Source organism: Virgibacillus sp. LDC1 (genome assembly GCF_025792345.1).
Lineage (GTDB): Bacteria > Bacillota > Bacilli > Paenibacillales > Paenibacillaceae > Paenibacillus_AQ > Paenibacillus_AQ lautus.
This window is the reverse complement of record NZ_JAOXLZ010000008.1, coordinates 107418-119729: the sequence shown is the minus strand read 5'-3', so window position 1 is coordinate 119729 and position 12312 is coordinate 107418. Positions and strand designations below refer to the sequence as shown.

Sequence of the window (12312 nt, the reverse complement as noted above, 5' to 3'; positions counted from 1 at the left end):
CATTTTTTTGCAAGCTTATTCAAGCGTGGTATTCGGCTTGCAGAAAGTGACAAAAAAACCTTTCTTCCAAGAAGAAAGGTTTTTTTTGTTGTTAGTCGAACTCGCTGCATATAGTGTATAGGAGCAAAGGCATGCTTCGTTCTACGCGTTTTTTCCGAAAGGGATACAGCGGCTTAGGTCCTTTCCAGTATAATTATGTGCTATACTTTATAAAGGGTCTGATAGAAAAGGAAGAAAATGTTTAGGGGTTGAGACATGTTTCAGGACATTTTGGAATTTTTAAAAAATTTTGGTCCATGGGGATTGTTTATTCATTCGTTTGCTGATGCTGTAATTTTTCCGGTTCCCGCCTTTTTTCTGCAGGTTTCGCTTAGCATCATGCATCCGCAGGATGCGCTGTGGCTCGCAACGTATGGCTTTATCGGGTGCTTGCTGGGGACGCCGCTGGGTTATTTAATCGGAAAGCTGCTTGGGAAGTCGGTACTATACAAGATTTTGAAAAAAGAGTGGATTGACGCTGCTACGAACATGTTTCAGAAAAACGGCGAGGCCGCTATATTGATTGGTTCTTTTACGCCGGTACCCTTTAAGGTGTTCACGATTCTATCGGGGTGTTTGAACTTCCCGTTATGGAGACTTCTTGCATATGCCGCTATAGGCAGAGCTACCAAATTTTATGTTGTAGGTACCTTGTTTTATCTGTACGGTAACGCGGCAGAAGGCATGGTTAAGGATGTATCGTTATATATTGCGCTGATTGCCGTTCCGCTTCTGTTGATCGGTGTGTACTTTAACCGCAAACGCAAGCGTAAGAAAATGGAGCAGGAAAAGCTGGCTGAATCTACGAGTGAATCTAGCCCCGTTGTGGTCGAAAAGACGGTACTGGAGCAGACGTCGGACCAGACTCCATCGGCTTAACGCTAAACCTGACGTGGGGGTTACCCCCGCGACGATCATATAAAAAAGCAGCCGGGTGAGAGCCCGGCTGCTTTTTTCCAAGGTATCAGAGAAACATATTTATATGATAGCTACATATTTCAGGATTAACCCGTTTTTCCGAATCTGAAAAACTTGCCTCGGCCTTTCGTTGTCACAGGAGTAAACGTCGGTGATGGGGATAGCGGGGATGTCATGTCTTGTGCAAGATACCCGTGGAGAGGTCCACGGTAGACTTCATTCAACTGCGATGAATGGGAGAAATCCTCCGGCGTTACAAGATGACAAGGCTTGTTCACAGGCCGCAGGCCTGCTTGCTCCAGCACCGTAGCAACAAAGTGGGAGCAGAAAAAAGCATCGTCACGATCAATATGAATCCGAAACAATATACCCAGCAGCCCTAGCAGATTATATTTGTAGCGGTCCTGATCACGCATCATCTCTTTGACAAGGTTGTGCATGCGTTGATAGTCTTCATTACTAACGCGGAAGCGATATACCGCGCATTCCGAAGTGTAGAAGAAGGGGTCGCGGAGATTCTCGCGAACCAAACCGCCGTCAAACGGATTGTTCGCCTTCTTTCGCCCAAAGCTGTACACTTCGCGTAATTCGGAATCAAACGCGATGGATGCATGGTTGAGTGGGGCCTTCGTGAAATATTGGATCATTCTGCTGAACCAGGTGCCCGTGCCTGTAAGCACAATCCAAATATCTTGTTCCGTGTACATACTCGCAAACTCCTTTGTTAACGGTCCTAACGACTAACAATTGTAAATGACTTGCTTTCTTTCACAATAAACGAAAAAGCCATAGCGTTCAAGTCAAAAAAAACCATTTTCTCTCAGTTTCACTAGAATAGCTCTGGGATTGTCACCAAAAATTAGAAACCTCATCACAATATATTCGCCCTATGTCCAAATTATCCTTTGGTTTGCTGTATTTATATTTTTCAATAGGCGAGAGGAAAGGAGAAGCAATCCGATATCTCGAAATAGGTAAAACGATTGAACAATGAAAGACAGGAGGATCTCCAAATGATGATGAATAGTGAAAGTCTCAGCTATGATTTTATGGTCCAAGCGATTGAAGTAGCGCCGATTGGAACGGTATTCATCGATTCAGAGGGGAGTATTATCAAAATTAATCCCGCTGCTTGCGTCATGCTGGGGTATGAGGCGGAAGAGTGTCTGCACCATCCCTATTACGATTGGATTTATCCGGAAGATGTGAATAAGGACAAAGATTGGTTAAAGAAGCTAAAGTCGGGTAAGACCGCTTCCTTGCAATTGGAGAAAAGACTGATACATAAACAAGGCGATATCAGGTGGGTATCTTGTTTGCTAAGCACAGCACGCAGCAGGGAAGGAAGAACACTGGGCTATGTGGCGCATTTTACGGATATTACCGACATGAAAAAGGCGGCCCATCAAGAAGAGGAGAGGCTGATCCAGTCCGATAAGCTGTCCATGGCCGGTCAGCTCGCGGCAGGGATCGCCCATGAAATCCGTAACCCCATGACCTCCATCAAAGGGTTCGTGCAGCTCATTCGCTCCGGCGCCGGCCGAAAGGATGAATATTTCGATATTATCTCTTCGGAGATCGAAAGGATCGAGCTAATCGTAAGTGAGCTTTTGTTTTTGGCGAAGCCGCAAAGCGTGAAATTCGAGCGTGCCGATATCCGGCAGCTCCTGGACCAAGTAATTACTCTATTAAATACCCAGGCCATCATACATAACGTCGAGATTATAACGGATTTCGGAGAGCGAGAGGCGAATGTAGAAGGGGATGTGAATCATCTGAAGCAGGTGTTCATCAACTTTATTAAAAATGCCGTGGAATCCATGCCGGGCGGCGGGGAGTTGACCATTCGGCTGGAGAGAGGCGATGACCCTACCGTGGCCATCTATTTCACAGATAATGGCTGCGGGATTCCGGAAGCGATTCTCTCCCGTCTCGGGGAACCGTTCTTTACCACGAAGGAGAAAGGGAACGGCCTGGGATTCATGATCAGTAAAAAAATGATCGAGGACCACAAGGGGCAGGTTCACGTGTCCAGCAAGCTTCAGGAGGGAACGACCATAAAGGTAATCCTGCCGCTCAGCATAATCTAGCTTGACCGGACGTATGGTTCGCTCTACATTATAGAAAGATATAGGAGAGGGGGCGGCCAATATGGGCAATATGCAATTGTTAAAAGAGCCGAAGCGGCGCAAGCTGCTGTTCAGTGCGGGTGCCAGCTGGATGTTCGATGCGATGGATGTCGGGATGATTTCGTTTGTTGTTGCGGCACTGGCAGCGGAATGGTCGTTGAGCTCGCAGCAGGTAGGTATTCTGACAAGTACCACCTCGATCGGAATGGTATTCGGGGCGGCCATGGCTGGATTCCTGGCCGATAAATATGGACGGAAAAACATTCTGCTGTGGACGCTGCTCATATTCTCGATCGCGAGCGGTCTTTCCGCGCTGGCTACCGGTTTTATCATGCTGTGTTTGATGCGCTTTATTGCCGGCTTCGGACTTGGCGGAGAGCTTCCGGTTGCATCCACGCTGGTATCGGAAAGCATGCCGGTTCATGAACGGGGAAGAGCGGTTGTGCTGCTGGAAAGCTTCTGGGCGGCAGGCTGGATACTATCCGCGCTTATAGCCTATTTTGTCATCCCGGATTACGGCTGGCGGGCAGCCTTTGTTATTGGGGCTCTGCCTGCTTTTTATGCGCTCTATCTGCGGCGTGCCATCGAGGATTCGCCAAGGTATATCGAGCAGAAAGCCAAGGCTGCCCGCAAGCTGACCTTCGGGGAGCGAGTGGCTTCGGTCTGGTCGGTGGAACATCGGCGTACGAGCATCATGCTGTGGGTGCTCTGGTTCACGGTCGTATTTTCGTATTACGGCATGTTCCTGTGGCTTCCGACCGTCATGGTCGATAAAGGATTCAGTTTGGTCAGGAGCTTTCAGTATGTGCTGATTATGACGCTTGCCCAGTTGCCGGGCTATTTTACGGCCGCGTACTTTATAGAAAAGTTCGGGCGGAAATTCGTTCTCGTAACCTATTTGGTGCTTACGGCCTTCAGCGCAATCTGGTTTGGTTACGCCAATACGGAAGGTTCGCTGCTCGCAGCAGGCATTTCCTTGTCATTCTTCAATCTGGGAGCATGGGGAGGTTTATATGCCTACAGTCCGGAACTTTATCCGACGAAGGTTCGTTCAACGGGGGTAGGGCTTGCTACGTCGTTCGGACGGATCGGCGGCGTTATTGCACCGCTGCTCGTCGGTGTGCTGAAGCAAAATGGCACCCGTATCGAATTTATTTTCGTGATGTTTTTCGTGACTATCCTAATCGGTGCGCTTGGCGTACTGGTGCTTGGCAAGGAAACGAAAGGGCTGGAGCTCGCGGACTAAGGCTGGTGACCGCGTGTAAATGACGTTTTTTTGCATCAGGAAAGGATATGCTCTGAAGTGTATACTTTCTGATATCTGAAGAAAGGGTGGATCCGAAGGTTCAAATTACCTTGGATCCACCCTTTTTATGTTGAGATACAGTTAAGGCTCAAGTGACCGAAGCCTTATACTTCCATGATGGAAGGCATAATGTACGGGCTTCGGCCCAGTTCCCTTTTAAAATAACGGTTGAGTGTGTTGTTTGTCATCTGTTCCCAGGCAGCGCGGTTGTATTCACGCTGTTCACCGGCTTTGTTCAGCTGTTTGCGCAGCATCGCTTCAGCTCGGCGTAGAAGAGGCTTGGAGTCCTGCATATATACAAATCCGCGGGTAATCAGCTCCGGCCCTGAGAGCAGCTTGCGCGTCTCGCGATTGATGGTAATGGCAACGATGACAACGCCATCGTGAGCGAGCTGTACTCGTTCCTCGAGCAATTCCTTCTCGTGGGTGCGCAGCTCTCCATTGTTGATGTAGACGTCTCCGGAGGGGATATTCCGCCCTTTACGGGCATAGTTGCGGAATAGGGACAGCGTATTCCCAATGTTCATCAAATAAACGTTGCTGTCGGAAACCCCAACCTGCACGGCGAGGTGACGATGATTAAGCATCATTCGGTATTCCCCGTGGATCGGCACAAAATATTTGGGACGCAAACTGCTGATCATAAGCTTCAAATCTTCGCGGCAGCCGTGTCCCGACGTATGGATATCGAGAATGGAACCGTATTTAACTTCAGCTCCTGCCCGCATCAAGAGATCGATGCTGCGATTAACGTTCTGGGTATTCCCAGGAATCGGCGAAGACGAGAAAATAACGGTGTCCTCCGGATGAATCTGGATCGAACGATGGGCACCCGAAGCGATGCGTGTCAGCGCTGCATTGGGTTCACCCTGGCTGCCTGTACAAATAATCAGAACCTGGTCGTCGCGATAACGGTTAACGGCTTTCACATCAATCATCATGCCGTCCGGTACGCGAATATAACCAAGCTCCTGACCGATCACAAACACCTTCTCCATGCTGCGGCCGACGATGGCGATTTTGCGGCCTGTTCGGATGGCAGCTTCAACAACCTGCTGCAGACGATGAACATTCGATGCAAAGGTGGCAAACAGGATCCGTCCGGGACATTCCCGGAACAGACGCAGGATGGAATCGCCGACGGTACGTTCCGAAGGGGTAAACCCGTCCCGCTCGCTATTGGTGCTGTCAGCCATCAAGGCCAGGACGCCACGGGCGCCGATATGCAGAATTTTATGCAAATTGGCGGGCTTGTCCTCCGGCGTAAAATCAAATTTAAAGTCTCCGGTATGTACGATCGGCCCGTACGGGGTTTCCACAACGACCCCGAAGGCATCCGGAATGCTGTGGGTGGTTCTGAAGAAATGAACGGAAAGATGACGGAATGAAATCGTTTCGTCTTCATGGAATACGCGCAGATCACTCTGATCCAGCAGCCGGTGCTCTTCCAGCTTCGCACGAACCAGACCGATGGTTAGCGCCCCGCCATAGATCGGCATCTGGATTTGACGAAGCACATAGGGAATAGCCCCAATATGATCTTCATGACCATGGGTCAGGAACATACCTTTTACTTTATGTTTGTTATCCAGTAAATAACGAATGTCCGGAATAATGTAATCGACGCCACTCATTTCGGCATCCGGGAATTTCAGCCCGGCATCGATGATAATGATCTCATTTTTGAATTCCACGCCGTACATGTTCTTGCCGATCTCGCCAAGCCCCCCAAGCGCAAAAATGCGCACGGGTGGAGCGGAAGGCCTCGGTTTTTTGGCGGGTTTGGCCGTTTGAATCTGATCTGTTAGCAGGGGTTTAGACATAATGTGAAAGAATCCTCTCTATGGTAATTAAGGCATAAGCCTGGTCATTTTAATTTCTTCTCTACTTAAGATATCAGAAAGTTCAAGCTTTTGGGAAACGCTTTTCGAAATTCATGTGCATTTCGCCCGTGACAGTCACCTATTTTTACCCACTCTTATATGCTGTAGAAGAGGAGGACTGGTAATGAGCGGTTTATTAAGGTTGGACGATATGGATGCTGTCCATGGATTGCAGGCGGAATGGCAGCGGAAAGCGATAACCAAGCTGACCGAGAAAATGACGGACCGTGACGCCAAATTCCCCTGTATTCCGGCAGTGCAAGGACATGCACTGAATCATTTTAGATACGGCTTTATCCATCAAGGCGAATCACAGGCCGCGGCAGAACAGCTGGCTGCTCTGCTGCGCGAGTTCGGACTCGGCTCCAGGAACTTCGGGCCCTATACTTCACTTGTCGTCATGATCTATACGGAGCCGAGCAGAGATAACCTGGCAGGCGTTGAGTATTATGAGCGTTTGTTCTGGCAGCTGTTAAGCCGGACAACCGAATACGATACGGAGCCTTGGCCGGCGGATCTGCCGGAGGAGCCGACGGATCATCTGTGGGAATTTTGTTTTGCAGGCGAGCCTTATTTTGTTTATTGCGGCACACCGGCACATGAGCTTCGCCAGAGCAGATACTTTCCCTACATGATGCTTGCTTTTACGCCTCGTTGGGTTCTGAAGCAGTTCAATGCCCGAACAAGGCAAGCAGAACACACCAAGGGATTGATTCGTCAGCGGTTGGCCCAATATGATCCCGTACCACCACACCCTGACTTGAAGTTCTACGGGGCGGAGGATAACTATGAATGGAAGCAATATTTTTTGCGGGATAACACGGAGTCACTATCGAAATGTCCGTTTGCAAGGCGGCACAAAGAGATCAATCCATCATAAGAAATAACACGTTGCTATCATCATACCCTAAATCGGAGTCAGGGTTAAACATGCTTTCTATTAAAGAGCTGTCTCAAATGCGGTAATCCGCAGTGTGGCAGCCTTTTTTGCGTGGAAGCGTGGATAGGCCAGGGTATAGGATTTTGCCCCTGAATTAGTAAATCTTATCCTTGTTGTACAAAAAATTACCAAGTTACACTTAAAGTACGTCATATCATTTCATCTGTATGCGTTAGGAGGTGTGTAAGGTAAGGAGCTTTCACCAGCTTTGAAACCGCTTTAATAAACGAAATTAATTGGCGAAGGAGTTGTTTGATGAATGACAAGGTTGTCCAGAACGATGAGAGGATGGATTCTCGGATTCATCGCCGTGCTGGTGCTTAGTATGTTCCCTGTGTACAAGTCTCAAGCCGCTGAGGTTTGTGCGGAACCCGCTTGGAGCAGTTCCGCCGTATATGGCGGGGGCAATATGGTATCCCATAACGGTCATGCCTGGAAAGCGAAATGGTGGACGCAGGGCGAGGAGCCTGGAACGACAGGACAATGGGGGGTATGGGAGGACCTTGGAGCATGCAATCCCGGGACACCGCCCGTCGATCCCCCGGTGGATCCACCAGTAGACCCTCCTGTAGACCCTCCGCTGCCTGGTGACCGTATGTATGTCGCTTACGCGAGCTCTTGGAACACCAGTATTTACGATCTGACTACCGCCAACATTCCCAATTACATCACCCATCTCAATCTTGCATTCGTAAGGCCGGACACCACCTATACCCAAGGGTCCTATGCGTTTGATCAAGCCGTTGCGGGCTTGGAATTTGTGGAAGGGGCGACGACACCGAACGGGCAGCGTACATTTACAGCTCAGCAGTCTCAGGATCTGCGTAACCACATCGCATCTCTCAGAGCCCGCGGAACGAAAGCGTTCCTATCGGTAGGAGGCTGGTCATACAGTCAAGGTTCACAGTGGTCCAGATTCAATGCCAAGAACATTGTGGATTTGGCTCTTGATCTAGGCGCTGCCGGAGTCGACATTGACTGGGAATCCAGCGGCAGCAGCTGCAACAAAGGGACAGCCGCCCAGTTCAGCTGCACCAAGGATGGAGAGATCGCCGGGATTATTACGAGTCTCTATAATGAAATCCATGCAAGAAACGCGAATCTGCAGATTTCCATCGCCGGCTGGTCCACGGGCGCTTATTACGTGAAAGGAACGCCGTTTGAGGAGGGCAAGGTCCAATGGGGATCACCTTTCGGAGGTACCATGTACCGCGTAGTCAAGGACCTTGGCAGCAAGATCAACTTCATCAATCTGATGTCCTACGATGGCGGTATTTATTACGATCCGCGTGAAGGCTATGAATCGTATAAGGCGATATACAACGGACCTATCAACATGGGCATGCAGATTGCGCCGGAGGGATCCGGCGGTGCGGTCCTGCAGCTGAATGCCGCACCGGGCACGGTCTACGATGCCGACATGATGAACGGTCAGAATAATATCGCAACGCCCTATTATAATGTAGAAACGATGGTGAACTATATTAAGAATAAGGGAAGGGCTAAGGATGGATTCATGCTGTGGCAGCTCTGGAAACAACGGGTTCATCAGCCGGCCCCGTCAGGTGCAGCGAATGAGAACAGCGCGGGCCAGTACGTATGCCGAAACCTGCCGCTTCCTGGAGATTGCAATCAGACCATACCAAGTCTGCCGAAATTATAATTTTTTCCGATATTCCGAAGGCGTGCAGTCCATGATCTTACGGAAGACCCGAACAAAATAACTGATGTGCCCAAATCCGACATCGAGAGCGATGTCGGATATTTTATTATCCGGCTGACGAAGGAGCTCAGCCGCCTGGCGAACGCGATAGGAATTTATATAGTCCACGGGCGTTTGCCCGGTCATCGATTTGAAGAAGCGGCAGAACTGGCCTTCGCTCATCGGGATCAGATCAGCCAGCTCACTCAGCCGGATGGGATGGTGATAATGATTCTGAATGTAGAGAATGACTTTCTTCAAACGCTCCGTTTTCACCATATCCGCTGCTTCGCTCCGGCTCCGGTTGACCAGTCGGCCAGAGGATGCGGCCTGAAACAACATAAGGAACAGATGTCCCTTAATAGCGACCTCATAACCGGCAGGTTTGTGCTTCGACAGCAGCGTCATTTCCTTTATATGCTGAAGCAGCTGCTCATCGGTCTCGAACGTCATCCATCTTGGAAAGGTGGCTCTCCGCTCCTGAAAGGGAACAATCATTCCTTCCTGTACAAGATCATAGCTGCTGCTTGCAAGCATGCCGAAATCGAACACCATCGCACAGAAACTGCAGCCTTGATCGCCCCGGGCGTGACCGGTGTGAAGATCTCCTCCATCGATAAATATGGCTTCACCCGCCCGGACAGGGATATATTCCGAGTCGATCTGAAACAGAACCTCGCCTTCCATCACATAGAAAATTTCCGCTTCCTTATGCCAATGGGAGTCTACCACATGGGCACCGGGGGCAAATTGATACCAGTAGGCACCAAACGGGAAGCGTTCATTCCCGTGGACGGTGCTTTCTTTTAACGACTGGCGAAAGGATTGATCCATGATGTACCTCCTGGGAAATGAATAACCGCTTGAATGATGTCGTCATATATCAAAATTGTGCTATAAAACAATGGAATACTGTTAGATCAGCTTAAAACAGATCAGTATAATGATATTATAACGCTTACATCTTAAAGTTCAATTTTCATAATATAGAAAGGCGGATTAAAAAATGAAATTTACAGACGGCAACTGGCTTATCCGGGAAGGATATTCCGTTTCGGGAGCGGTTCAGGCTTATGATTTTGCGGTAAAAGAAGATACGTTGACAGCTTACGCCTCCACAGCCCCGATTCCGGGCAGAGGAGCAACCATTAATGCACAGCTGATCACCGTGCAATTTCATTCTCCGGCACCCGGCGTCATCGGCGTAAAGCTGGTTCACTATGCGGGCGTAAGAGATCGCGGACCTGCATTCGAGTTGTACAAACAGGAAGGCGACCATACGGTCATTGAAGAGAATGATCAGGAAGCGGTTCTTCGCAGCGGCAATTTGAGCGTTGTGATCAAGAAAGGTCCGGAATGGTCGGTTCACTTCTATAGAGGAGAAGAACGCATTACCGGCAGCCGAGCTAAATCCATGGCGCATATCGTGGAAGATGGCGGACAGACCTACATGCGCGAAGAGCTGGATCTGGGCGTAGGCGAGTGGGTATACGGTCTTGGCGAGCGGTTCACTTCGTTTGTGAAGAATGGCCAGGTCGTGGATATTTGGAACCAGGATGGCGGTACAAGCTCCGAGCAAGCCTATAAAAATATTCCGTTCTATCTGACGAACAAGGGCTATGGCGTGTTTGTCAACCAACCGGACCTCGTATCCTTTGAAGTGGCTTCGGAGAAAGTGAAGAAGGTGCAGTTCAGCGTGCCAGGCGAGTCACTGGAGTACTTTGTTATTGATGGGCCTGATCCGAAAGGCGTGCTGGACAAATACACGAATCTGACAGGCAAACCGGCATTACCGCCGGCTTGGACCTTCGGATTGTGGCTTTCGACCTCTTTTACAACCCAGTATGACGAAGCAACCGTAAACTCCTTTGTTGACGGCATGCTGGAACGCGATATCCCGCTGGAAGTGTTCCACTTTGACTGCTTCTGGATGAAGGGTCTCAACTGGACGGACTTCCAATGGGATGAAGAGGTGTTCCCGGATCCTGAAGGCATGCTGAAGCGTTTGAAAGAAAAAGGCTTGAAAATCTGCGTGTGGATCAACCCGTATATCGCGCAGCGCTCGCGTCTCTTTGAGGAAGGCCGTGAGAAGGGCTATCTGGTGAAAAAAGCGAATGGCGATGTGTGGCAGTGGAATCTGTGGCAGCCGGGTATGGCGCTGGTGGACTTCACGAATCCGGACGCGTGCGAATGGTATGCAGGGTACCTGCGCGAGCTGGCAGATATGGGCGTCGACAGCTTCAAGACGGATTTCGGCGAACGCATTCCGACGGATGTTGTTTATTTTGACGGCTCCGATCCGCATAAAATGCACAATTATTACACTCAGCTCTATAACAAAGTGGTCTTTGATGTGCTGGTGGAGAAATTCGGCAAGAATCAGGCGGCAGTATTTGCACGCTCTGCAACCGTAGGCGGGCAGCAGTTCCCTGTTCACTGGGGCGGCGATTGCTATGCGGATTATGAATCGATGGCGGAGAGCCTGCGCGGCGGCTTGTCCCTCGGTCTCGGCGGATTCGGCTTCTGGAGCCATGACATCGGCGGCTTCGAAAATACGGCTCCGGCGCATGTATTCAAACGCTGGCTGGCATTTGGCTTGCTGTCCAGCCACAGCCGTCTGCACGGCAGCAGCTCTTACCGGGTGCCGTGGTCCTATGACGAGGAGGCTGTAGACGTTACGCGCTTCTTCACGAAGCTGAAGAGCCGTCTGATGCCATATCTGTTCCATACCGCTGTACAGGCATCGGAGCAAGGGGTGCCAAGCATGCGCGCCATGTTCCTGGAATTCCCGGAAGACCCGGCCGTCGAAATGCTGGATCGTCAGTACATGCTGGGAGATTCCCTGCTTGTGGCACCGGTGTTCAGCGAGAACGGCGACGTGAAGTACTATCTGCCGAAGGGCCGCTGGACGCATCTGTTAACCGGAGAAACGGTGGATGGCGGAACCTGGCGCAAGGAAACGTACGATTTCCTCGGGCTGCCGTTGTTTGTACGCAGCAACTCGTTCCTCGCCATGGGCGCAAACGACACCCGTCCGGAATATGACTATGCAGACGGGGTTGAGCTTGGCTTGTATGCATTGGAAGACGGCAGCGCGGCTACGGTCACCGTTCGCAACATGAACGGGGAGAGCGAGCTGGTTGTGCGGGCTGTACGTGCAGGCAGCCGGATCGACTTTACGGTGGAAGGCAGCGGCAAGCCATTTTCCGTGAAGCTCTATGACACGGGAGTCATTTCATCTGTGGAGGGCTCGGGAGCGAGCCTGCAAGAAGGTAGCGTTCAAGTGGAGGCCGGACAACAAGCGGTGACCTTCACGGCAACTCTGGAAGGGTAAGCCCTGGAAAAGCCTGTTGGATAAAAGGAAAAAAGCATAGCGAAGATGAGCCCGGACCAGC

At 50.3% G+C, this 12312-nt stretch carries 9 protein-coding genes; 6 read left to right on the top strand and 3 right to left on the bottom strand.

The genetic code is table 11. The features are described 5' to 3' along the window. Positions 1–255 precede the first annotated feature (255 nt). Positions 256–918, top strand: a complete 663-nt coding sequence (locus OHJ21_RS31300; protein ID WP_100541435.1) for a YqaA family protein — start codon at positions 256–258, stop codon at positions 916–918. Positions 919–1043: 125 nt separating this feature from the next. Here the strand turns inward: OHJ21_RS31300 and OHJ21_RS31295 are convergent, their stop codons facing one another. Then, positions 1044–1664, bottom strand: a complete 621-nt coding sequence (locus tag OHJ21_RS31295) for a hypothetical protein (protein ID WP_098749017.1) — start codon at positions 1662–1664, stop codon at positions 1044–1046. Positions 1665–1970: 306 nt separating this feature from the next. Here OHJ21_RS31295 and OHJ21_RS31290 point away from each other — a divergent pair, with 306 nt between their 5' ends. Both OHJ21_RS31290 and OHJ21_RS31285 read left to right on the top strand, forming a co-directional pair. Further along, a complete protein-coding gene (locus OHJ21_RS31290) occupies positions 1971–3047 on the top strand; it encodes an ATP-binding protein (protein ID WP_326119736.1) in 1077 nt (358 codons plus the stop codon). Positions 3048–3108: 61 nt separating this feature from the next. Further along, positions 3109–4332, top strand: coding sequence for an MFS transporter (locus OHJ21_RS31285; RefSeq protein ID WP_486022198.1), 1224 nt, complete (start codon positions 3109–3111; stop codon positions 4330–4332). A gap of 164 nt (positions 4333–4496) precedes the next feature. Here OHJ21_RS31285 and rnjA read toward each other — a convergent pair whose 3' ends face one another. Then, positions 4497–6215: a ribonuclease J1 gene (rnjA, locus tag OHJ21_RS31280; RefSeq protein WP_100541437.1), complete on the bottom strand. Its 1719-nt coding sequence runs from the start codon at positions 6213–6215 to the stop codon at positions 4497–4499. Between the two features lie 184 nt (positions 6216–6399). Between rnjA and OHJ21_RS31275 the strand changes: the two genes are divergently transcribed. Together OHJ21_RS31275 and OHJ21_RS31270 are read left to right on the top strand one after the other, a co-directional pair. Further along, on the top strand, positions 6400–7155 hold the full coding sequence (locus OHJ21_RS31275; protein WP_100541438.1) for a YqcI/YcgG family protein: 756 nt from the start codon (positions 6400–6402) through the stop codon (positions 7153–7155). Between the two features lie 340 nt (positions 7156–7495). After that, positions 7496–8878 carry a glycosyl hydrolase family 18 protein gene (locus tag OHJ21_RS31270; protein ID WP_486022196.1) on the top strand — a complete coding sequence of 461 codons (1383 nt, stop codon included), beginning with the start codon at positions 7496–7498 and terminating at the stop codon, positions 8876–8878. On the opposite strand, the gene OHJ21_RS31265 is transcribed toward OHJ21_RS31270, so the two are convergent. Further along, positions 8873–9751 carry a helix-turn-helix transcriptional regulator gene (locus tag OHJ21_RS31265; protein ID WP_100541440.1) on the bottom strand — a complete coding sequence of 293 codons (879 nt, stop codon included), beginning with the start codon at positions 9749–9751 and terminating at the stop codon, positions 8873–8875. The genes OHJ21_RS31270 and OHJ21_RS31265 overlap by 6 nt on opposite strands. A gap of 172 nt (positions 9752–9923) precedes the next feature. Here OHJ21_RS31265 and yicI point away from each other — a divergent pair, with 172 nt between their 5' ends. Then, the gene (gene yicI / locus OHJ21_RS31260; protein WP_486022194.1) at positions 9924–12251 is read left to right on the top strand and encodes an alpha-xylosidase; all 2328 of its coding nucleotides are present in this window, start codon (positions 9924–9926) and stop codon (positions 12249–12251) included. The last annotated feature ends 61 nt before the right edge of the window (positions 12252–12312 follow it).

Excerpts from the sequence above, each read along its gene's own strand:
- yicI (WP_486022194.1), top strand. The coding sequence starts at position 9,924 with ATGAAATTTACAGACGGCAACTGGCTTATCCGGGAAGGATATTCCGTT.
- OHJ21_RS31265 (WP_100541440.1), bottom strand. The coding sequence starts at position 9,751 with ATGGATCAATCCTTTCGCCAGTCGTTAAAAGAAAGCACCGTCCACGGG.
- OHJ21_RS31275 (WP_100541438.1), top strand. The coding sequence starts at position 6,400 with ATGAGCGGTTTATTAAGGTTGGACGATATGGATGCTGTCCATGGATTG.
- OHJ21_RS31290 (WP_326119736.1), top strand. The coding sequence starts at position 1,971 with ATGATGATGAATAGTGAAAGTCTCAGCTATGATTTTATGGTCCAAGCG.
- OHJ21_RS31285 (WP_486022198.1), top strand. The coding sequence starts at position 3,109 with ATGGGCAATATGCAATTGTTAAAAGAGCCGAAGCGGCGCAAGCTGCTG.
- OHJ21_RS31300 (WP_100541435.1), top strand. The coding sequence starts at position 256 with ATGTTTCAGGACATTTTGGAATTTTTAAAAAATTTTGGTCCATGGGGA.
- OHJ21_RS31295 (WP_098749017.1), bottom strand. The coding sequence starts at position 1,664 with ATGTACACGGAACAAGATATTTGGATTGTGCTTACAGGCACGGGCACC.
- rnjA (WP_100541437.1), bottom strand. The coding sequence starts at position 6,215 with ATGTCTAAACCCCTGCTAACAGATCAGATTCAAACGGCCAAACCCGCC.
- OHJ21_RS31270 (WP_486022196.1), top strand. The coding sequence starts at position 7,496 with ATGAGAGGATGGATTCTCGGATTCATCGCCGTGCTGGTGCTTAGTATG.